This is a genomic window from Pseudomonas sp. SED1 (assembly GCF_034044025.1).
Taxonomy (GTDB): Bacteria; Pseudomonadota; Gammaproteobacteria; order Pseudomonadales; family Pseudomonadaceae; genus Aquipseudomonas.
On sequence record NZ_JAXCIS010000146.1, the window covers coordinates 1 to 20426 of the forward strand.

Consider the following 20426-nt stretch of genomic DNA (forward strand, 5'->3'; position numbering starts at 1 on the left):
GGCGGTATTGCAGGCGACGCGCCTCAATCAGACTCAACCTGCTCCATCATCCACTTCACAAAATCCCGCACCTTGGGCACTTCCGCCGAGTGCTCGGGGTAGGCCAGGTAATAGGCATCCTGGCTCGGCATCGCGTGCTGCCAGGGGATCACTAGCTTGCCTTCGGCCAACTCTTCTTCCACCAGGAACCTGGGCAATAGCGCCACGCCGCAGCCGACTTGTGCGGCGCGGATGCACATATAAAAGGTTTCGAAGCGCGGCCCGTGGTAGCTGTGTTCGGTGTGATGGCCCTGTGCAGCGAACCAGTCGTGCCAGCCCTGGGGGCGCGAGGCGTTTTGCAGCAGCACCAGTTCGCTGAGTTGCGTGGGGTCGGTAAACGGCTGGGAGGGCAGGCTGTCGGGCGAGCACACGGGCACCAGTTCTTCGCTGAACAGCTTGAGGCTCTCGGTGCCGGGCCGTGAGCCCTGGCCGAAGTAGAAGGCCAGGTCGGCCTTGCCTTGCAGCAGCTCGTCGGGCTCCTGTTCGTTGCACAGGTCCAGGTGAATCTGCGGATGCCGCAGTCGCCAGCCCTTGAGGCGCGGCACCAGCCAGCGGGCGCCGAAGGTGTAGGGCGTGGACACCCGCAGCACTTCAGTCTCGCCGCCGTAGGAACGCAGGTAGTGGGTGGACATCTCCACCTGGGTGAGGATCTTGCGCACTTCCACCAGGTACAGATCGCCTGCCGGGGTCATTTGCAAGCGGCGGCGCACCCGGCGAAACAGCAGGTGCTGCAGCAGTTCTTCCAGCTGCGCGACCTGTTTGCTGACAGCGCTCTGGGTGAGGTTCAGCTCCTCGGCGGCGCGGGTAAAACTCAGGTGGCGGGTGACCGCTTCGAAACACTGCAAGGCGGTGATCGAGGGCAAATGTCTTTTATTCAGCACGGCACGCCTCTTTTTGTTCTTAGCATGAATAAACGGAATGATATCTCGCCTAATCGTCGTTTGTTGGCAAGTCTTGGGCCAGCTACAAATAAGGTCTGGATCGCCGTGTGAACTGGCGGCGCATATTTCTGTTTGTGGATTGAAGGAGTGACCCATGGTTGCCGCATTGCTTGATCGTCTCGGGGTAAACCCGGCGCTGTACCAGTCGGGTAAACAACCCGTGCATTCGCCGATTGATGGCAGCCGGATTGCCAGTGTGCACTGGGAAGGCGCCGCCGAGGTGGAGCAGCAGGTCAGTCGCGCCGAGCATGCATTCGACGCCTGGCGCAAGGTGCCGGCACCCCGTCGTGGTGAGCTGGTGCGCCAGTTCGGCGACGTGTTGCGCGAGTACAAGGCCGACCTCGGTGAGTTGGTGTCGTGGGAAGCCGGCAAGATCACCCAGGAAGGTTTGGGTGAAGTGCAGGAAATGATCGACATCTGCGACTTCGCCGTCGGCCTGTCGCGCCAACTGTACGGCTTGACCATCGCCTCTGAGCGCCCGGGCCACCACATGCGTGAAACCTGGCACCCGCTGGGCGTGGTCGGCGTAATCAGCGCCTTCAACTTCCCGGTCGCCGTATGGGCGTGGAACACCGCGCTGGCGCTGGTATGCGGCAACGCGGTGATCTGGAAACCCTCGGAAAAGACCCCGCTCACTGCCCTGGCCTGCCAGGCGCTCTTCGAGCGCGTGTTGAAGAACTTCAGCGATGCGCCGCCGTACCTCAGCCAAGTGATCATCGGTGGCCGCGATGCCGGCGCCGCGTTGGTGGATGACCCGCGCGTTGCGCTGATCAGCGCCACCGGCAGCACCCGCATGGGCCGCGAAGTGGCACCGAAAGTCGCCGCACGTTTTGCCCGCAGCATTCTCGAACTGGGCGGCAACAACGCGATGATCCTCGGCCCAAGCGCCGACCTGGACATGGCCGTGCGCGCCATCCTGTTCAGCGCCGTCGGTACCGCCGGGCAGCGCTGCACCAGCCTGCGCCGCTTGATCGCCCATGAGTCGGTGAAAGATGAGATCGTCACCCGCCTCAAGGCCGCGTATTCCAAAGTGCGCATCGGTCATCCGCTGGAAGGCAACCTGATCGGCCCGCTGATCGACAAACACAGCTTCGAAAACATGCAGGATGCCCTGGAACAAGCCTTGAGCGAAGGCGGTCGGGTGTTTGGTGGCAAGCGTCAGTTGGAAGATAAATTCCCCAACGCTTACTACGTGTCGCCGGCGATTGTGGAAATGCCGGAACAGAGTGATGTGGTGTGCACCGAGACGTTTGCGCCGATTCTGTACGTGGTCGGCTACACCGATTTTGCTGAGGCGCTGCGCCTGAACAATGCGGTGCCACAAGGCCTGTCTTCATGCATCTTTACCACTGACGTGCGTGAAGCTGAGCAGTTCATGTCGGCGGTAGGCAGTGATTGCGGGATCGCCAACGTCAACATCGGCCCAAGCGGCGCGGAGATTGGTGGCGCGTTTGGCGGTGAGAAAGAGACCGGTGGTGGGCGTGAGTCGGGTTCGGATGCATGGCGCGGGTACATGCGTCGCCAGACCAACACCGTGAACTACTCGCTGGAATTGCCGCTGGCCCAGGGCATTACTTTCGACTAAGTCTCTGCTCGGAGTGCGGTCCATGTGGGAGCGGGCTTGCTCGCGAAAGCGGTGTGTCAGTCAACGAATACTTATCTGACCCACCGCTTTCGCGAGCAAGCCCTCTCCCACATTTGACCGTATTTACAATTCGGAAAAGTGGTTTGTTAGGTCTCATCGGAGTCTGGCAATGGCATTACGCGAAGCGTGTTTGTGGGAGCAACTCACCCCTGGCCGGCCGGATCGCGCCGCGCTCAAGGGCGAGGTCAAGGTGGATGTGTGCGTGATCGGCGCCGGGATCACCGGTTTGTCGGCGGCCATTCATTTGCTGGAACAAGGTAAAAGCGTCGCTGTACTCGAAGCCCATCGCACCGGCCACGGTGGTTCGGGGCGCAACGTGGGGCTGGTCAACGCCGGGATGTGGATTCCCCCGGACGAGATCGAAGCCGGTTTCGGCGAAGCGGTAGGCAGCCAGCTCAACCGCATGCTCGGCGCGGCACCGTCCCTGGTGTTCAGCCTGATCGACAAATACAACATCGATTGCCAACTGCGCCGCGAGGGCACGTTGCACATGGCGCATAACGCCCGTGGCGAGGCGGACCTGCGCAGTCGTGAAGAACAATGGAAGCGTCGCGGCGCACCGGTGGAACTATTGACCGGCGCGGCCTGCGAGCAAGCCACCGGTACTAAAAAAATCGCCGCCGCCTTGCTGGATCGGCGTGCAGGCACCTTGAACCCGATGGCCTACACCAGCGGTTTGGCCAATGCCGCAGTCGGCCTGGGCGGGCAGTTGTTTGACCATTCCCCGGTCACCCAACTGGAACGCCAGGGCCAGCACTGGTCTGTGCAAACTGCCCAGGGCTCGGTGCAGGCTGAACAGGTGGTGATCGCTTCCAATGCCTACACCGAAGGCGAGTGGACCGAGCTGCGCCGCAACTTCTTCCCCGGTTATTACTATCAGGTGGCGTCGGCCCCGCTGACCGACGCAGCCGCACAACAAATCCTCCCCGGCGGACAAGGCTCCTGGGACACCCGTCAGGTACTCAGCAGCATCCGCCGCGACGCCGAAGGCCGGCTGCTACTCGGCAGCCTGGGCAATGGCAACCAGAAACCCGCGTGGTTTCTCAAGGCCTGGGCCGATCGGGTGCAGCAGCACTATTTCCCGTACCTCAAACCGGTGCAGTGGGAATGCACCTGGACCGGCTGCATTGCCTTCACTCCGGACCACCTGATGCGCCTGTTCGAGCCGGCGCCCGGGCTGGTGGCCGTCACCGGTTACAACGGGCGTGGAGTGACGACCGGCAGTGTCGTGGGTAAAGCCTTTGCGGATTACCTGTGTCACCAGGATCCACAGGCGTTGCCGATCCCCTTTGCACCCATGCAGCCGCTGGCCGGTGTGGGCCTGCGTAGCTGTCTATATGAGGCGGGATTCTCGCTGTATCACGCGGGCCAATGTCTGCGGATCGTGATCTGATCAACGAAATACCGCTCAGAAGCCTGCATTTTCTTAGCAGGCTACTAATCTGTATTGGTGCGAGTCGTAGCAGTAACGCACTGTAAATGTGCACTTCCGTTACGCACGCTGTTACAGGTTCAAGGGTGGCCGTTTAATGGCCGGGTTGCAGTGCTTGATCGGCCGGGTTGCACTTTATGGGTCCAATGGTTGCACCCGGTTGAGATAGACGGTTGCACGTCCAATCAAAAGGCGCCCAAAAACCTGTAATAACAATGACACCGTGTCTTTTTGAATAATAAAAACGTAATGGCACGCCGCTTGCTCTGGGCTTTCCGAAAGCTTTTGAAGTGAAGCCGGCTGTTATTAAAAGAATGCCAATTCAACAAAAACCTCGGAGCACCACTCATGTCCCAGACGTTTTACAAGAAAGGTTTTCTAGCCCTCGCCGTTGCTGCGGCGCTGGGTGTTTCTGCGTTTGCTCAAGCTGATGTGAAGATTGGCGTAGCGGGGCCGATGACCGGCGCCAACGCGGCATTTGGTGAGCAGTACATGAAAGGTGCCCAGGCGGCAGCCGATGTCATCAACAAGGCCGGCGGTATCAACGGCGAGCAGGTCAAGCTGGTGGCCGGTGATGACGCCTGCGAACCCAAGCAGGCCGTGGCCGTGGCCAACCGCCTGGTTGACCAGGACAAAGTGATTGGCGTGGTCGGGCACTTCTGCTCGTCCAACACCATTCCAGCCTCCGAGGTGTATGCCGATGCGGGCGTGATCATGATCACCCCGGGCTCCACCAACCCACAGGTGACCGAGCGCGGCCTGTCGGCTGTGTTCCGCATGTGTGGCCGTGACGACCAGCAAGGCATCGTGGCCGGCGACTACATCGTCGACGTGCTCAAGGGCAAGAAAGTCGCGGTTATCAACGACAAGGACACCTACGGCAAAGGCCTGGCTGACGCCACTGCGGCGCAGTTGACCAAGCGCGGCGTCAAGCCGGTGCTGGAAGAAGGCCTGACCCGTGGCGAGAAAGACTTCAGCGCGCTGGTCACCAAGATCCGCTCCACCGGTGCTGACGTTGTGTACTTCGGCGGCCTGCACCCGGAAGCCGGTCCACTGGTTCGCCAGATTCGTGAAGCCGGCCTGAAAGACGTCAAGTTCATGTCCGATGACGGCGTGGTCACCGACGAACTGGTGGCGACCGCCGGTGGTGCGCAGTACGTGGATGGTGTGTACATGACCTTCGGCGCCGACCCGCGCCTGCTGCCAGACAGCAAGACCGTCGTGGAAGAGTTCCGCAAAAATGGCACCGAGCCTGAAGGCTACACCCTGTACGCCTACGCGTCGGTCCAGGCCCTGGCGGCTGCTTTCAACGGCGCCAAGTCCGACAAGGGCGAAGACGCTGCCAAGTGGCTGAAGGCCCACCCGGTCAAAACCGTTATGGGCGAGAAGAACTGGGACACCAAGGGCGACCTGAAAATCTCCGACTACGTGGTTTACCAGTGGGACAAGGACGGCAAGTATCACCAGCTGGAAAAGCAGAAGTAATCCGAACTGACTGCATGACCTCTCTGTAGGAGCGAGCGTGCTCGCGAAGAACGTCAACGATGATGCGGGCATCCTGGATGCATGCGTCGCTCTCGGGTTTTTCGCGAGCAAGCTCGCTCCTGCAGTGGGCGAGTGCCGAGCCTCTGTTTTCCTCCTAGAAGATCCGCACACCCACCCGTGTGCAGGCTCTCACTGCGTGAGATTGCGTTATGGATGGTATTTTCCTGCAGCAACTGGTCAATGGGCTGACCCTCGGGTCGGTCTATGGCTTGATCGCCATCGGCTACACAATGGTCTATGGCATCATTGGCATGATCAACTTCGCCCACGGCGAGGTTTATATGATTTCCGCTTACCTCGCGGCGATCAGTCTGGCACTGCTGGCTTACTTCGGCATCGAATCCTTCCCGCTGCTCATTCTTGGCACTCTGATCTTCACCGTCGTCGTCACCGGCGTTTACGGCTGGGTCATCGAACGTGTCGCCTACAAACCGCTGCGTAACTCCACCCGACTGGCACCGCTGATCAGCGCCATCGGTATTTCGCTGATCCTGCAGAACTACGCGCAGATCGCCCAGGGCGCCAAGCAACAAGGCATCCCGACGCTGCTGGCCGGCGCCTGGAGAGTCGACATCGGCACCGGCTTCGTGCAGTTGACCTACACCAAGGTGTTCATCCTGGTGGCCGCGTTTGTCGGCATGGGCCTGCTGACCTACATCATCAAGTACACCAAGCTCGGCCGCATGTGCCGCGCTACCCAGCAAGACCGCAAGATGGCGTCGATCCTCGGCATCAACACCGACCGGGTCATCTCCTACGTATTCGTGATTGGTGCAGCCATGGCCGCCTTGGCCGGTGTGCTGATCACCCTGAACTACGGCACGTTCGACTTCTATGCCGGCTTCATCATCGGCATCAAGGCATTTACCGCGGCGGTACTCGGCGGCATCGGTTCCCTGCCTGGGGCCATGTTGGGCGGGATCATCTTGGGTATTTCCGAGTCGCTGTTCTCGGGGTTGATCAACTCTGACTACAAAGACGTGTTCAGTTTCTCCCTGCTGGTGGTGATCCTGATTTTCCGTCCCCAGGGCCTGCTCGGTCGCCCACTCGTGGCGAAGGTGTAACTATGTCTGCTGCCTACTCTATCGATATCAAGAAAAGTGTCGTCGATGCGGTACTCGCCGGGCTGATTTCGCTGATCGTGTTCGGTCCGATCGTCGGCGTGGTCCTCGACGGCTACAGCTTCAACCTGCAACCGGCGCGTGTCGGCATCCTGGTGGCCATCGTGATGATCGGCCGGTTCGCCATGAGCGTGTTCCTGCAAACCCCCAAGGGCCTGCGGATTCTGCAGGGCTTTGAAAGCACCGGCTCCGGTGTGCATGTGCTCAAGCCGGACTACAAATCGCGCCTGCGCTGGATCATCCCGGCGTTGATCGTGATTGCCATCGTGTTCCCGTTCTTCGCCAACAAATACCTGCTGACCGTGGTGATCCTCGGGTTGATCTACGTGTTGTTGGGCCTGGGCCTGAACATCGTGGTGGGCCTGGCCGGGCTGCTCGACCTCGGTTACGTGGCGTTCTACGCCATCGGCGCCTATGGTCTGGCGCTGGGTTATCAATACCTCGGTTTGGGCTTCTGGACGGTGCTGCCGCTGGCGGCGATCTGCGCGGCGTTGGCGGGGTGCATACTCGGGTTCCCAGTGTTGCGAATGCACGGGGATTACCTGGCGATCGTGACCCTGGGCTTCGGTGAGATCATCCGCCTGGTGCTGAACAACTGGCTGTCGTTTACCGGTGGTCCGAACGGCATGCCGGTGCCGTCGCCAACCTTTTTCGGCCTGGAGTTCGTGCGTAAGGCGAAGGACGGCGGGGTGCCGTTCCACGAGTTCTTCGGCATCGACTACAACCCCAACTTCAAATTCCTGTTTATCTACATCGTGCTGTTCCTGGTGGTGCTGCTGGTGCTGTACATCAAGCACCGCCTGACCCGCATGCCGGTGGGCCGCGCCTGGGAAGCCTTGCGCGAAGATGAAATCGCCTGCCGTTCCATGGGCCTCAACCACGTGCTGGTGAAGCTCTCGGCGTTCACCATCGGCGCGTCCACTGCCGGTCTGGCCGGGGTGTTTTTCGCCAGCTACCAGGGCTTCGTCAACCCGTCTTCGTTCACCTTCTTCGAGTCGGCGCTGATCCTGGCCATCGTGGTGTTGGGCGGAATGGGCTCGACCGTCGGCGTAGTGATTGCCGCGTTCGTACTGACCGTGGCGCCGGAACTGCTGCGCAGCTTCTCCGAGTACCGCGTGCTGTTGTTTGGCGTGTTGATGGTGGTGATGATGATCTGGCGACCACGAGGCCTGATTCGTATCAGCCGTACCGGTGTAGTCCCACGTAAAGGAGTGGCGCCATGAGCAAGGAAGTCGTCCTCTCCGTGGAACACCTGATGATGCACTTCGGTGGCATCAAGGCCTTGAGTGATGTGAGCCTGCAGGTCAAACGCAACTCGATCTTCGCCCTGATCGGCCCCAACGGCGCCGGCAAGACCACGGTGTTCAACTGCCTGACCGGTTTCTACAAAGCCTCCGGCGGCAAGATCGAACTCAATGTGCGCGGCAAGCAGACCAACGTGATCCAGCTGCTGGGCGAGCGCTTCAAGGTCACCGACTTTGTTTCACCGAAAAGCTTCTTCAGCCGGGTGTTCTACAAGATGTTCGGCGGCACCCACCTGGTGAACCGTGCCGGTTTGGCGCGCACCTTCCAGAACATTCGCCTGTTCAAGGAAATGTCGGTGGTGGAGAACCTGCTGGTGGCCCAACACATGTGGGTCAACCGCAACATGCTCGCGGGCATCCTCAACACCAAGGGTTACCGCAAGGCTGAAAGCGATGCCCTCGACCATGCGTTTTACTGGCTGGAAGTGGTGGACCTGGTGGACTGCGCCAACCGCCTCGCCGGCGAGCTGTCCTACGGCCAACAACGCCGCCTGGAAATCGCCCGCGCCATGTGCACCCGGCCGCAGATCATCTGCCTCGACGAACCGGCTGCCGGCCTCAACCCCCAGGAAACCGAAGCCCTCAGCGCGATGATTCGTCTGCTGCGGGACGAACACGACCTGACGGTGGTGCTGATCGAACACGACATGGGCATGGTAATGAGTATTTCCGACCACATCGTGGTGCTGGACCACGGCAACGTGATTGCTGAAGGCGGCCCGGAAGCGATCCGCAACGATCCTAAAGTGATCGCGGCTTACCTGGGCGCAGATGAAGAGGAGCTGGTATGAGTGAGCCAATCCTCGAACTGAAAGACCTGGACGTGTTCTACGGCCCGATCCAGGCCTTGAAGAAAGTCTCGCTGCACATCAACGAAGGCGAAACCGTCAGCCTGATCGGCTCCAACGGCGCGGGTAAATCCACGCTGCTGATGTCGATCTTTGGCCAGCCACGGGCCGAGTCCGGGCAGATCATCTATCGCGGCGTCGACATTACCCACAAGTCGTCCCACTACATCGCCTCCAACGGCATTGCGCAGTCGCCGGAAGGGCGGCGGGTGTTCCCCGACATGACCGTCGAGGAAAACCTGCTGATGGGCACCATCCCGATTGGCGACAAGTTCGCCACCGAGGACATGCAGCGGATGTTCGAGCTGTTTCCGCGGCTCAAGGAGCGGCGTAACCAGCGGGCGATGACCATGTCCGGTGGTGAGCAGCAGATGCTCGCCATCGCCCGCGCGCTGATGAGCCGGCCCAAGCTGTTGCTGCTGGACGAGCCGAGCCTGGGGCTGGCGCCTATTGTGGTGAAGCAGATCTTCGCCACGCTGCGGGAGCTGGCGTCTACCGGCATGACCATCTTCCTGGTGGAGCAGAACGCCAACCATGCGTTGCGCTTGTCGGACCGGGCGTACGTGATGGTCAACGGCGAAATTCGCCTTACAGGCACCGGCAAGGAGCTGCTGGTGAATGAAGAGGTGCGCAACGCCTACCTCGGCGGGCATTAAGTCGTTCGCAGGTCCAATGTGGGAGCGGGCTTGCTCGCGAAGGCGGTGTATCAGTCACACATGTATAGGCTGACACTCCGCCTTCGCGAGGAAGCCCGCTCCCACATTTTTTTGCGTCGCCTGCAGGCTTTCCTGAAATTGTGGACAACAAATCCAGCCACCTGCCAAAGCGCGACACATAGCCGCCGCAAATCCCTGTTTTGTCACAGTTTTGACTTGTCCCCAACCACTGTGGAACCGGCTGTGGGTAACGTGGGAGTAGCTGGCTGGAGGCCTTTGTTTTCGTGGCTTGTAGCGCGGTGGTTGTTTATTGATCAGTGAGTTTTGCGTGGCCGCCCGAGGGTTTTGTCAACCTGTTTAAAGACACAGGTATATGACCGGAATATGTCACTCAGGCCTGTGGATAAGTCTGTGACTAAACTCTGGAAAGAGTGCCGCAGAGGCCGGAATGACTGGCCTGGAGCCATCGTTCTGGTTGCACTGTTTTGAACCGGGCTACATATGGCTTGGTCCAGGTCAAGCAAAAAACTTTTTGAATCGTGCTGAAAGCCTTGTACACCGCGGCTTTCAGCTTTTGCACTTGCCCCCAAAGACTGTGGACGGGGCTGTGGATAAGGTGCGCGCACATGGCTGCACGCCACGGCCTGTATGGCTCCCGGGCGATTGGTTGAATTTCGTACAGTATGAGCCGCGTTCACCTGTGTCCACAGCGTGTATCAGTTGCCGCCAGCCCGGCAGCCGGGCATTCTGCTGGCTGATTTTTTACCTCGTAGCCCTGCAAGGAGAACACCATGTCCAATACGCTGTTTATTACTGGCGCGACCTCCGGTTTCGGCGAAGCCTGTGCCCGCCGTTTTGCCGAAGCCGGCTGGAAACTGGTGCTCACCGGCCGTCGCGCAGAGCGTCTGAACGCCATGTGCGCCGAGCTCTCCAAGCAGACCGAAGTACTCGGCCTGGTGGTGGACGTACGTGACCGCAAGGCCATGGAAGAGGCGATCGCCAACCTGCCGCCGTCCTTCGCCACGCTGCGCGGGCTGATCAACAACGCCGGCCTGGCGGTGGGCACCGACCCTGCGCCCAAGTGCAGCCTCGACGATTGGGAAACCATGGTCGACACCAACATCAAGGGCCTGCTGACCACCACCAGCCTGCTGTTGCCGCGCCTGATCGCCCACGGCCGTGGCGCCGGCATCATCAACCTTGGTTCCATCGCTGGCAGCTACCCGTACCCGGGCAGCCACGTGTATGGCGGCACCAAGGCCTTCGTCAAACAGTTCTCGCTGAACCTGCGGTGTGACTTGCAAGGCACCGGCGTGCGCGTGACCAACATTGAGCCCGGCCTGTGCGAAAGCGAGTTCTCCCTGGTGCGGTTTGCCGGTGACCAGGCGCGTTATGACGCGACTTATGCCGGTGCCGAGCCGATCCAGCCACAGGACATTGCGGACACGATCTTCTGGGTGCTGAACACCCCGGCGCACGTGAACATCAACCGTCTGGAACTGATGCCGGTCAGCCAGACCTGGGCCGGGTTTGCGATTGAGCGCGGCGCCAAGGCCTAATTCGCTGCGGTGAGTGGGCTTTTTGTGGTGAGGGGGCTTGTCCCCCGTTGGGCTGCGAAGCAGCCCTAAAACCATCCACAGAGTGTCTTCTGAAGACCGCGATTGCCTTGATTGGGGCTGCTGCGCAGCCCAACGGGGGACAAGCCCCCTCGCCACAGAGGTACACTCCACTCCTGAAAACCCCGCCGCGTTGTGCGGTTCAAAGGTTTTGACAGGAGGATATGTGAGTAACCGAGGTGAGCAGTCGCTGCTCAAACAATCGACCATCCTGATGTTCGCCGTAGCGATCGCCGGGATTGTCACGGGTGTGGTGTCGGGCGCCCAATCGATTTTATTCGACGGCTTTTTCTCGCTGATCGCCACGGCCATCAAGGTGCTGATGCTGATCACGGCCAAGCTGATCGCCAAGAAAAGCAACGAACGTTTCCAGTTCGGCTACTGGCATCTGGAGCCCATGGTGCTGTTGATCGAGGGCAGTTTCCTGCTGTTGATCGCCATCTATGCGTTTCTCAACGGTGTGTTCGGCATTATCAATGGCGGGCGCGATATCGAGTTGGGCCTGGTGATCATCTACGCGGCGGTGTTTACCGTCGTCGAGTTCGCCTATTTCTTCTATGTGCGTTATCGCAATCGCACGCTCAAGTCGTCGCTGATCCAGTTCGACAACATCAGCTGGCTGGTGGACGCGATGCTGTCGGTGGGGCTGCTGGTGAGCTTCCTGGCGGCGCTGTTGCTCAAGTCCCAGGGCTACGGGCAGTGGGCGGTGTATGTCGACCCGTTGATCCTGATCCTGCTGGCGTTGAGCATGCTGGCGCCGGCCTTCAAGATCCTGCGCCCGGCGCTACGGGATGTGCTGGGGATTGTGCCGGACCAACTGGACGGCAAAGTCCGCGAAGTGATGGACGCGGCCCAGGCCAGGCATGGTTTCGACGACTACGTGTCCTACGTGCAGAAGCACGGGCGGGCGCGGTTTATCGAGATTCATGTGGTACTGCCGGCGGATTACCCGGTGGATAACGTCGCCACCCTGGACGGGCTACGCGAAGAAATATCCACAGGGCTCGGCAAAGCGGACGCGGCGCGCTGGCTGACGATCAGTTTTACCGGGGATCGCAAATGGATTGCGTAAGGCCCAGGTAGCACGTCGCCAAGTGGTAAGGCGTGGTCGACGGCATGTCCCGTCGGCTCACGTGCCCCTTGGCATCCAGGCACTCATTCCAGCCTTTGTCGTGCAGGAAGCGCTGCTGCAACGCCAGCAATTGGCGTTGCAGCACGGCTTCACTGTTGGGCCGCAAGGTCAGCGCCCGCAGGTATTCGGCCTGGGCCCAGATACGCTGGGTGCCGTCGCGTACGCTGCCGTCCAGGGCCAGCATGCCGCTGACCGCGCCAGTCACTTTATCCACACCCTTTTGCTCGGCATAGGTGAACGCTTTGTTCAACGATGCGTGCAGCGGCGTGCCCCGCAACAAGTCCGAAGATTCCAGCAGGAAGAACCATTCGAACTGGTGCCCCGGCTCAAACCAGTTATCCACAGCGCCCAGCGGTTTTTCCATCATCACGCCCTGTTGGCGGTCGATGAAGCGCTTCTGCAGGGCGTTGGCCAGGTCCACCAGTGCGTCTTGGGTGACGGCGTCTTCACGCACGGCCAGCGTGGCGAGGAAGCCTTCGGCGAGGTGCATCAACGGGTTTTGCAGAGGGCCGGACTTGAGGGATGACCAGTTACGTTCCAGCACCGCTTCGTACAGGCCGTCGCCGGTTGCGAAGCGTTCGGCAACCACTTCCAGGGCGGCATCGAGTACCGACTCCACCAGCGATTCACGCACCTTGGCCCAATAGTGGGCGCAGGCAAAGATGATGAAGGCGTGGGTGTAGAGGTCTTTGCGTTTATCCAGCGGCTTGCCGTGGGCGTCGATGCTGTAGAACCAGCCGCCGTGCTCCGCGTCGTGGAAGTGCCGTTGCAGGGAGCGGAACAGTGCGGCGGCGCGCTCCTCGGCAAAGGCTGCGCCGGGCTCGCCGATCAGGCTGGAGAACAGGTACAACTGCCGTGCGCAGGCCATGGCGCGGTAGCGTTGCGGGGGCAAAGGCCGATGATCGGCGTCCAGGGCCTCATAGGGCAGCGCCAGGTCGGCATTCCAGCCCGGGCCATGCCAGAGCGGCACGATCAGGTCGTGGAAGTGCGTCAACACAGCGGTCAATTGAGGCTTGAGGGCGGAGCTTGGAGCGATGGGCATCGGCTGGCGTCGTCACGGCAGGGGTGTTTGCGCGACATGGTATCAGGCTTGGGATCGGTGTTGTCTTTACTGCCGCCTTCGCGAGCAAGCCCGCTCCCACATTCGATCGAGTTCCATTGTTGGAATGCAGTCGAATGTGGGAGCGGGCTTGCTCGCGAAGAGGCCCTCAGGAGCACCGAAAATCAGGCAGCGAGCAACCAAACCCCGGTCGCCGCCGACGCCGCACCAGCCACCCGCACCAACGGCGCTGCCGCTGCTGGCAGGAAACGCACCACGGCATAGCCCGCCGCATGCAGAACCGCCGTCGCACCCACAAACCCTATGGCATACGCCCAAGGGCTGGACATGTCCGGCAGCTCCAAGCCATGCGCCACGCCATGGAACAGCGCAAACAGTGCAGTCGCTGCCACCGCCACGAACAACGGCGGACGCACTGCCAGCGCAACCGCCAGGCCCAGCGCCAGCACCGACGCGGCAATCCCGCTTTCCAGCGCCGGCAGTTCCAGCCCTTCAAAGCCCAGCATCCCGCCGATCAGCATGGTGCCGACAAAGGTGCACGGCAGCGCCCAGCGTGCTGAGCCTTTTTGTTGAGCGGCCCACAGGCCCACGGCGACCATCGCCAGCAAGTGGTCGATGCCGCCCAGCGGGTGACTGATGCCGGCCACCAGGCCGTTGTCGCCATGGCCGGGGTGGGCGAAGGCGAGGGCGGGAGTGAGCAGCAACGCTGCGGCGGCGAGAAGTGTATTGAGGCGCATGGACAGGCTCCTTGTTGGGGTTGATCAGGCTGCGGTCAGCAAGCCCTGGCGTTCGATGAAGGCGACGATTTCTTCCAGGCCGACGCCGGTTTTCTGATTGCTGAAGACGAAAGGTTTACCGCCGCGCATACGCTGGGTGTCGCTGTTCATCAGCTCCAGGGACGCGCCCACCAGCGGCGCCAGGTCGATCTTGTTGATCACCAGCAGGTCGGATTTGCAGATCCCCGGCCCGCCTTTGCGCGGCAGTTTGTCGCCGGCCGACACATCGATCACGTAGATGGTCAGGTCTGACAGTTCCGGGCTGAAGGTGGCCGACAGGTTGTCGCCGCCGGATTCCACCAGGATCAGGTCCAGGCCGGGAAAGCGCCGGTTCAACTGGTCCACGGCTTCGAGGTTGATCGAGGCGTCTTCGCGAATCGCGGTGTGGGGGCAGCCGCCGGTTTCCACGCCGATGATGCGCTCGGGCGCCAGGGCCTGGTTGCGCACCAGGAAGTCGGCGTCTTCGCGGGTGTAGATATCGTTGGTGACCACCGCGAGGTTGTAGCGGTCGCGCAGGGCCAGGCACAGGGCCAGGGTCAGGGCGGTCTTGCCGGAGCCGACCGGGCCGCCGATGCCGACGCGCAGGGGTTGGGTGTTCATGTGATTCTCCAAGATAAAGTGCCCTAGGAACGGAACAGGCGGCTGTACTGGCGCTCATGGGCCATGCACGCCAGGGACAGGCCAAAGGCGGCGCTGCCGTAGTGATTGGGGTCGAGCTGGCTGGCGCTGTGCTGGGCTTGTTGCAGCAGCGGCAGCAGTTCACTGGTCAGGCGTTGAGCGGCTTGCTGGCCCAGTGGCAGAGTCTTCATCAGCACCGTCAGCTGGTTTTCCAGCCAGCTCCACAACCAGGCAGCCAGGGCGTCATCGGGGCTGATCTGCCAGGCGCGGGCGGCCAGCGCCCAGCCCAGGGCCAGGTGCGGTTCGGGTCGCAGCGCGAGAAACGCCCGCGCGTCATCATCCAGCTCCGGCAAACCGTTGAGCAGTTGATGCAGCGAATAACCCATCTGCCGGCTTTCCTGGTACAGCTCGCGGGTCTCGCGGCTGGCGCGGTGTTCTTCACACAACTGCGCGAGGCGCGGCCAATCCTGTTCAGCAGCGGCCTCGCAGTGGGCGAGCAGCAGCGGCGCTTCGAAGCGCGCCAGGTTGAGCAACAGTTGATCGCTGATCCAGCGCCCGGCACTCGCCGGGTCGGTCACACGGGCTTGCTCCACGGCCATTTCCAGACCCTGGGAATAGCTATAGCCACCAATCGGCAGCTGCGGACTGGCCAGACGCAACAGCGCCCAGGCTGGGTTCATAGACGTACGCCGAACTGGTGCAGCTTGGGCGGGTAGTTGAAGTCTTCGTCGCCATGGCGGGAATGGTGGTGGCCACCGCCATAGGCACCGTGTTCCGGCTGGAAGGGGGCCTCGATGGTCTCGGTTGTCGCGCCCAACTGATCGAGCATGGCCTTGAGCACGTAGTCATCGAGCAGGCGCAGCCAGCCGTCACCCACTTGCAGCGCCACGTGGCGATTGCCCAGGTGATAGGCCGCGCGGGTCAGTTCAAAGGCACTGCTGCAGGTGACGTGCAACAGTTGTTCAGGGCGGGCGCATACGCGTACGACACGTCCGTCTTCGGCTTGTAGGAATTCACCATCGTGCAGCGGCGATTGGCCGCGCTCCAGGAACAGGCCGACGTCTTCTCCGTCAGCACTGAAACAGCGCAGGCGGCTTTTGCTGCGGGCTTCGAAGTTCAGCAGCAACTCGGCGGCCCAGACGGGTTCGGGGGCGATTCGGCGGTGGATCACCAGCATCAGAAAGCTTCCAGCTATGAGCGATAAGCAAGCTAGAGCAAGGGTCTTGCCAACCACGCGAAGAGTAGGAATTCCCTGTAGGCAGGCGGCATGTGCCACCTGATGGCGCAGGAAATTATTCCAAAATGTTTCATTTTGGTGCGTGAGTGGATTTATAGCACCGGATTCGGGCGCTCAGCGTTGAATTCCATGGCTCGCTGCATGAAATTTCTTTCATCTTTGGGAGGGTGATGAGTTGTTTCGGATTTTTCCCACGCAGTTACAGGATTAGGCGGTCATCGGGTTACGCGCTGTTTCATTAGGATTCCGCTCCGTGTTTAATTCTCAGCGGTTCCATCATGTACAAGTCATTTTTCTGTTTAATCATTGTCAGCCTGTCGCTCGCCCTTTCATCCGCTTCGGCCAATCTCCAGCGGGCCCCGGCATTTGCCCCGCGGCCCTCTATCGACAACGTGATCGATCGTGCCCATGCACTGCTGGGCACGCCCTACAAGTGGGGCGGCACCTCGGTACGGCAGGGGTTCGATTGCAGCAGCTTCCTGGTGTACCTGTTCAAGACTGAAGCCAACATTCATCTGCCCCGCACGACTTCCGAGATGCATCGCTCAACTGCGGCCACGGTCAAGCGCGATGCATTGCAACCGGGTGATGCGGTATTTTTCAGGGGCAATGGGCGCGGCCAGGTCAGCCACGTTGGTCTCTATATAGGTGAGGGCAAATTCATTCACTCGCCCCGCACCGGCAAAAGCGTGCGCATCGATTCACTGGCCAACAGTTACTGGAACAAGAACTACACCACCGCCAAGCGATTCCACGCCGTGCGCTGATTTATTCAGTGCTGCCCAGGCCTTGCCAATGCTTGAGGCCAATGAAGATAAAGCGCAGTTGCTGGGTGATCTTGGCTTGAGGCGTGAGGTGCGCAGGCAGCGCTTCGGCGGGCGGGTCGATGATATCGGGCAAGGTAGCGAACACGCTCTTGACGATCAGGTCGGCCATTACGTGCAAACCGTCGGCATCCAGGTGCTGGAGCTTGGGCATCAGGGTCAGGTCGGCGGCGAGGTCGCTGGTGATGTCTTCGCGCAGGGCACCAATGGCTTGGCGCACGGCGAGGCTGCCACCGTATTGCTCGCGGGCCAGGAACAGGAATTGCGAACGGTTGGCGGCGACCACATCCAGGAAAATCCGTACCGAGGCATCAATGATGCCGCCCATTACGAATTCGTTGTGGCGCACCAGGCGAATCGTCGCGCGAAAGGTCTGGCCGACTTCACTGACCAATACCAGGCCCAGCTGGTCCATATCGGCAAAGTGACGGTAGAAACCGGTGGGCACGATGCCGGCGGTCTTGGCCACTTCACGCAGGCTCAGGCTGCCGAACCCACGGCCACACTCCATCAGATGGCGGGCTGCGTCCATCAGGGCGAGTCGGGTCTGTTGCTTCTGTTCGGCACGGGGCAGCATTGGCAGGCGGGCTTTGTGGACAAGGACAGCGACGCACTCTAGCAAATCAGCTTTGCCAGCGTCGAACTTCAAAAGGGAGAAGGGCGTTGCGGTTCACACAAAGTCAAAGCCCGATCGGGTGATCGGGCTTTTTTCCAGGGCCAGCACGGGCTTAGCTCTGTGCTTGATGCAGTTCTTGCAGACGGTCAGCACCGCCTTCAGCTACAGAACCGGCGTAGGCACGTTCGTTGGCTTGTTCAGCACCGCCTTCAACCAGACCTTTCTGTTCCAGGCGATCACGGCCACCTTCGGCAACAGCGTTGCGTTCCATCAGGCGATCAGCGCCACCTTCAACCAGACCTTTCTGTTCCAGACGATCACGGCCACCTTCAGCAACGCCTTCGGTGTAAGCGCGTTTGTTGGCTTGTTCCGAACCGTTTTCAGTGATGCTGCCGTTGTAGTCGGTGTTGTTCTTGTCCGAAGCACCGCTGCGCGCCAGGGTTTGGCTAACGTGGGAAGCATCGGCTTTTACTTGTGGCGTGGCCTGTTCAGCAGCTGGCAGGGCAAATGCGCTGGTGGCCAGGACGGAAAGTACAAAGCTTGCGAGTAATTGGCGTTTCATGATGGGTTGCTCCTTGGGAGGGCGATAAATTGGGTACAGGGCTAATGCTACTCTTGATAAGTCGATATAAAAGTTCATAAACACAATGGTAATAATCAACAGAATTGATTGTTCTCGCCGAGGGCTCTATCTCGCAGGTCTCAAGCCCGCGCTTTTGCACCGTGGTGGGTATTTTCGACACGACCGTGGGTAACAACGGTGCGTGATTGATGATTGAAACTGTCTGATTGGTCAGGAAAGGCGGTTTTGACGGCTAATTCATCAATGGGGTTAAACCCCAGCGCCGTTTGTCAGTCGTAGCCATATAAGCTGTAGTCAAAACGCGCGCCGCAATGCGCCCGCTCAGTCGTAACCTGGAGTCCTGTGCAATGACGCGCACTCGTAAAATTCTCGCCTGGAGCTGCGCCAGCTTCGTTCTGTTAATCGCCATTGTGGTGCTGGTCCTGGTGTTCTTCGACTGGAACCGGATCAAGCCGCCGCTCAACGCCAAGGTCTCCGAAGAGCTGCATCGACCGTTTGCCATCAATGGCAACCTGGCAGTGGTGTGGCAGCGCGAGCCCGATGAAGGCGGCTGGCGCGCCTGGATTCCGTGGCCCCATGTGATTGCCGAAGACCTGACCCTGGGCAACCCCGACTGGTCGAAAACCCCGCAGATGGTCACCCTCAAACGCGTGGAATTGCGCGTCTCGCCCCTGGCGTTGCTGGCCCAGCGCGTGGTGATCCCGCGTATCGACCTCACCGAACCGAGTGCGCAGTTGCAGCGCCTGGCCGACGGCCGCGCCAACTGGACTTTCAAGTTCGACCCCAAGGACCCGAACGCTGAACCCTCCAACTGGGTGGTGGACATCGGCGCGATTGGTTTCGACAAAGGCCACGTGACCCTCGACGACCAAACCCTCAAGACCCAACTCGACGTAGTGATTGATTTGCTCGGCAAGCCGATTCCCTTCGGCGAAATAGTCGGGGACGCCGACGCCAAGAAGGCCCTGGAAAAAGGCTCGGCGCCGCAGGATTACGCGTTCGCCCTCAAGGTCAAAGGCCAGTACCACGGCCAGAAGCTCGATGGCACCGGCAAGATCGGTGGCCTGCTGGCATTGCAGGACGCGGCCAAGCCGTTCCCGCTGCAAGCCCAGGCCAGGATCGGCGACACCAGCATCGCGCTGGCCGGCACCCTCACCGACCCGATGAACCTTGGCGCGCTCGACCTGCGCCTCAAGCTCTCCGGCAGCAGCCTGGGCAACCTGTACCCGCTCACCGGCGTGACCTTGCCGGATTCTCCGGCCTATTCCACCGACGGCCACTTGATCGCCAAATTGCATGAGGCCAGCGGTGCGTCGTTCCAGTATGAAAACTTCAACGGCAAGATCGGCAATAGCGACATCCACGGCAACCTTGGCTACGTCGCCAGCCAGCCACGGCCCAAGCTCACGGGCGCGCTGGTTTCCAACCAACTGTTGATGGCCGACCTGGCGCCGCTGATTGGTGCCGACTCCAACGCCAAGCAAAAAGCCCGTGGCGGCGAAAGCAAGCAGCCGGCAACCAAAGTGCTACCGGTGGAAGAGTTCCGCACGGAGCGCTGGCGCGACATGGATGCCGACGTTGAATTCACCGGCAAGCGCATCGTCCACAGTGCCGAACTGCCGTTCACCGACCTCTACACCCACCTGGTGTTGAACGACGGCCAGTTGAGCCTCGAGCCCCTGCGTTTCGGCGTAGCCGGTGGCAAGCTCGACGCGCAGATTCGCCTCAATGGGCGCACCACGCCGATGGAAGGCCAGGCCAAACTCACCGCACGTAACTTCAAGCTCAAGCAGCTGTTCCCGACCTTTGAACCGATGAAAACCAGCTTCGGTGAACTCAACGGTGACGCCGACATTTCCGGGCGCGGCAACTCCGTCGCGGCGCTGTTGGGCACGTCGAATGGTGATCTGAAGATGTTGATCAACGACGGCGCCATCAGCCGTGGCCTGATGGAAATCGCCGGGCTTAACGTCGGCAACTACGTGGTAGGCCGACTGTTTGGCGACAAGGAAGTGAAGATCAACTGCGCGGCGGCAGACTTTGGCATCAAGTCCGGCCTGGCGACGACTCGTCTGTTTGTGTTCGATACCGAGAACGCGATCATCTACATCGATGGCACTGCGAACATGGCCAGTGAGCAGCTTGATCTGACGATCACGCCAGAGTCGAAAGGCTTCCGCCTGTTCTCCCTGCGCTCGCCGTTGTATGTCAACGGGCCGTTTATCAAGCCGAATGCTGGCGTGAAGGCGGTGCCGCTGATGCTGCGTGGCGCGGGAATGGTTGCACTGGGTGTGATTGCCGGTCCGGCAGCAGGCTTGCTGGCGCTGGTGGCACCGAGCGGCGATGAGCCGAACCAATGTGCGCCGTTGCTGCAACAGATGAAGGAAGGCAAGGCGCCTAAAACAGTGAAGGGCTAGCTGACAAAACCAGGAA

At 60.7% G+C, this 20426-nt stretch carries 19 protein-coding genes; 11 read left to right on the forward strand and 8 right to left on the reverse strand.

Annotation, left to right across the window (positions count from 1 at the left end; genetic code table 11):
- Positions 1-23 precede the first annotated feature (23 nt).
- Positions 24-920, reverse strand: coding sequence for a LysR family transcriptional regulator (locus SNL23_RS18765; protein ID WP_076018036.1), 897 nt, complete (start codon positions 918-920; stop codon positions 24-26).
- Between the two features lie 154 nt (positions 921-1074).
- On the opposite strand from SNL23_RS18765, the gene amaB reads away from it, so the two are divergent.
- The 9 genes from amaB (at position 1075) to SNL23_RS18810 (ending at position 12219) form a co-directional block, all read left to right on the forward strand.
- Positions 1075-2565 (forward strand): L-piperidine-6-carboxylate dehydrogenase, encoded by a 1491-nt coding sequence (amaB, locus tag SNL23_RS18770; protein WP_076018035.1) that lies wholly within the window; start codon positions 1075-1077, stop codon positions 2563-2565.
- Positions 2566-2734: 169 nt separating this feature from the next.
- Positions 2735-4018: an L-pipecolate oxidase gene (gene amaA, locus SNL23_RS18775; RefSeq protein WP_076018034.1), complete on the forward strand. Its 1284-nt coding sequence runs from the start codon at positions 2735-2737 to the stop codon at positions 4016-4018.
- 387 nt (positions 4019-4405) lie between these two features.
- Positions 4406-5542, forward strand: coding sequence for a branched-chain amino acid ABC transporter substrate-binding protein (locus SNL23_RS18780; protein WP_076018033.1), 1137 nt, complete (start codon positions 4406-4408; stop codon positions 5540-5542).
- A gap of 209 nt (positions 5543-5751) precedes the next feature.
- Positions 5752-6666 carry an ABC transporter permease subunit gene (locus tag SNL23_RS18785; RefSeq protein ID WP_003217447.1) on the forward strand — a complete coding sequence of 305 codons (915 nt, stop codon included), beginning with the start codon at positions 5752-5754 and terminating at the stop codon, positions 6664-6666.
- Positions 6667-6668: 2 nt separating this feature from the next.
- Positions 6669-7946 carry a high-affinity branched-chain amino acid ABC transporter permease LivM gene (livM, locus tag SNL23_RS18790; RefSeq protein ID WP_318303083.1) on the forward strand — a complete coding sequence of 426 codons (1278 nt, stop codon included), beginning with the start codon at positions 6669-6671 and terminating at the stop codon, positions 7944-7946.
- Positions 7943-8818 (forward strand): ABC transporter ATP-binding protein, encoded by an 876-nt coding sequence (locus SNL23_RS18795; protein WP_076018031.1) that lies wholly within the window; start codon positions 7943-7945, stop codon positions 8816-8818. Before livM ends, SNL23_RS18795 begins: the two co-directional genes overlap by 4 nt.
- Positions 8815-9531: an ABC transporter ATP-binding protein gene (locus SNL23_RS18800; protein ID WP_010173912.1), complete on the forward strand. Its 717-nt coding sequence runs from the start codon at positions 8815-8817 to the stop codon at positions 9529-9531. The genes SNL23_RS18795 and SNL23_RS18800 overlap by 4 nt, the downstream gene beginning before the upstream one ends.
- Positions 9532-10322: 791 nt before the next feature.
- Entirely contained in the window at positions 10323-11090 is a 768-nt protein-coding gene (locus SNL23_RS18805) for an SDR family oxidoreductase (RefSeq protein WP_318303084.1), read from the forward strand.
- Between the two features lie 223 nt (positions 11091-11313).
- A complete protein-coding gene (locus SNL23_RS18810; protein WP_318303085.1) occupies positions 11314-12219 on the forward strand; it encodes a cation diffusion facilitator family transporter in 906 nt (301 codons plus the stop codon).
- Here SNL23_RS18810 and SNL23_RS18815 read toward each other — a convergent pair.
- The 5 genes from SNL23_RS18815 to ureE form a co-directional block, all read right to left on the reverse strand.
- Positions 12191-13321, reverse strand: a complete 1131-nt coding sequence (locus tag SNL23_RS18815) for an AGE family epimerase/isomerase (protein WP_318303086.1) — start codon at positions 13319-13321, stop codon at positions 12191-12193. The two genes, SNL23_RS18810 and SNL23_RS18815, sit on opposite strands and share 29 nt — an antisense overlap.
- 182 nt (positions 13322-13503) lie before the next feature.
- On the reverse strand, positions 13504-14076 hold the full coding sequence (locus SNL23_RS18820) for a HupE/UreJ family protein (RefSeq protein ID WP_087692463.1): 573 nt from the start codon (positions 14074-14076) through the stop codon (positions 13504-13506).
- A gap of 24 nt (positions 14077-14100) precedes the next feature.
- Positions 14101-14715, reverse strand: coding sequence for an urease accessory protein UreG (ureG, locus tag SNL23_RS18825; RefSeq protein ID WP_003217431.1), 615 nt, complete (start codon positions 14713-14715; stop codon positions 14101-14103).
- 23 nt (positions 14716-14738) lie between these two features.
- The gene (locus SNL23_RS18830; protein WP_318303089.1) at positions 14739-15413 is read right to left on the reverse strand and encodes an urease accessory protein UreF; all 675 of its coding nucleotides are present in this window, start codon (positions 15411-15413) and stop codon (positions 14739-14741) included.
- Positions 15410-15910: an urease accessory protein UreE gene (gene ureE / locus SNL23_RS18835; RefSeq protein ID WP_076018025.1), complete on the reverse strand. Its 501-nt coding sequence runs from the start codon at positions 15908-15910 to the stop codon at positions 15410-15412. The genes SNL23_RS18830 and ureE overlap by 4 nt, the downstream gene beginning before the upstream one ends.
- A 338-nt stretch (positions 15911-16248) precedes the next feature.
- Here ureE and SNL23_RS18840 point away from each other — a divergent pair, with 338 nt between their 5' ends.
- On the forward strand, positions 16249-16737 hold the full coding sequence (locus SNL23_RS18840; protein WP_076018024.1) for a C40 family peptidase: 489 nt from the start codon (positions 16249-16251) through the stop codon (positions 16735-16737).
- Between the two features lies 1 nt (position 16738).
- Here the strand turns inward: SNL23_RS18840 and SNL23_RS18845 are convergent, their stop codons facing one another.
- Positions 16739-17371, reverse strand: coding sequence for a TetR family transcriptional regulator (locus SNL23_RS18845; RefSeq protein WP_017478372.1), 633 nt, complete (start codon positions 17369-17371; stop codon positions 16739-16741).
- Positions 17372-17522: 151 nt separating this feature from the next.
- On the reverse strand, positions 17523-17972 hold the full coding sequence (locus tag SNL23_RS18850) for a hypothetical protein (protein ID WP_258343446.1): 450 nt from the start codon (positions 17970-17972) through the stop codon (positions 17523-17525).
- A gap of 368 nt (positions 17973-18340) precedes the next feature.
- Between SNL23_RS18850 and SNL23_RS18855 the strand changes: the two genes are divergently transcribed.
- Positions 18341-20410: an AsmA family protein gene (locus SNL23_RS18855; protein WP_318303092.1), complete on the forward strand. Its 2070-nt coding sequence runs from the start codon at positions 18341-18343 to the stop codon at positions 20408-20410.
- Positions 20411-20426 lie beyond the last annotated feature (16 nt).

Bases quoted from the DNA above. Each gene is read 5' to 3' on its own strand.
- amaB (WP_076018035.1), top strand. From the start codon at position 1,075: ATGGTTGCCGCATTGCTTGATCGTCTCGGGGTAAACCCGGCGCTGTAC.
- amaA (WP_076018034.1), top strand. From the start codon at position 2,735: ATGGCATTACGCGAAGCGTGTTTGTGGGAGCAACTCACCCCTGGCCGG.
- SNL23_RS18780 (WP_076018033.1), top strand. From the start codon at position 4,406: ATGTCCCAGACGTTTTACAAGAAAGGTTTTCTAGCCCTCGCCGTTGCT.
- SNL23_RS18785 (WP_003217447.1), top strand. From the start codon at position 5,752: ATGGATGGTATTTTCCTGCAGCAACTGGTCAATGGGCTGACCCTCGGG.
- livM (WP_318303083.1), top strand. From the start codon at position 6,669: ATGTCTGCTGCCTACTCTATCGATATCAAGAAAAGTGTCGTCGATGCG.
- SNL23_RS18795 (WP_076018031.1), top strand. From the start codon at position 7,943: ATGAGCAAGGAAGTCGTCCTCTCCGTGGAACACCTGATGATGCACTTC.
- SNL23_RS18800 (WP_010173912.1), top strand. From the start codon at position 8,815: ATGAGTGAGCCAATCCTCGAACTGAAAGACCTGGACGTGTTCTACGGC.
- SNL23_RS18805 (WP_318303084.1), top strand. From the start codon at position 10,323: ATGTCCAATACGCTGTTTATTACTGGCGCGACCTCCGGTTTCGGCGAA.
- SNL23_RS18815 (WP_318303086.1), bottom strand. From the start codon at position 13,321: ATGCCCATCGCTCCAAGCTCCGCCCTCAAGCCTCAATTGACCGCTGTG.
- SNL23_RS18820 (WP_087692463.1), bottom strand. From the start codon at position 14,076: ATGCGCCTCAATACACTTCTCGCCGCCGCAGCGTTGCTGCTCACTCCC.
- ureG (WP_003217431.1), bottom strand. From the start codon at position 14,715: ATGAACACCCAACCCCTGCGCGTCGGCATCGGCGGCCCGGTCGGCTCC.
- SNL23_RS18830 (WP_318303089.1), bottom strand. From the start codon at position 15,413: ATGAACCCAGCCTGGGCGCTGTTGCGTCTGGCCAGTCCGCAGCTGCCG.
- ureE (WP_076018025.1), bottom strand. From the start codon at position 15,910: ATGCTGGTGATCCACCGCCGAATCGCCCCCGAACCCGTCTGGGCCGCC.
- SNL23_RS18840 (WP_076018024.1), top strand. From the start codon at position 16,249: ATGTACAAGTCATTTTTCTGTTTAATCATTGTCAGCCTGTCGCTCGCC.
- SNL23_RS18845 (WP_017478372.1), bottom strand. From the start codon at position 17,371: ATGCTGCCCCGTGCCGAACAGAAGCAACAGACCCGACTCGCCCTGATG.
- SNL23_RS18850 (WP_258343446.1), bottom strand. From the start codon at position 17,972: ATGAAACGCCAATTACTCGCAAGCTTTGTACTTTCCGTCCTGGCCACC.
- SNL23_RS18855 (WP_318303092.1), top strand. From the start codon at position 18,341: ATGACGCGCACTCGTAAAATTCTCGCCTGGAGCTGCGCCAGCTTCGTT.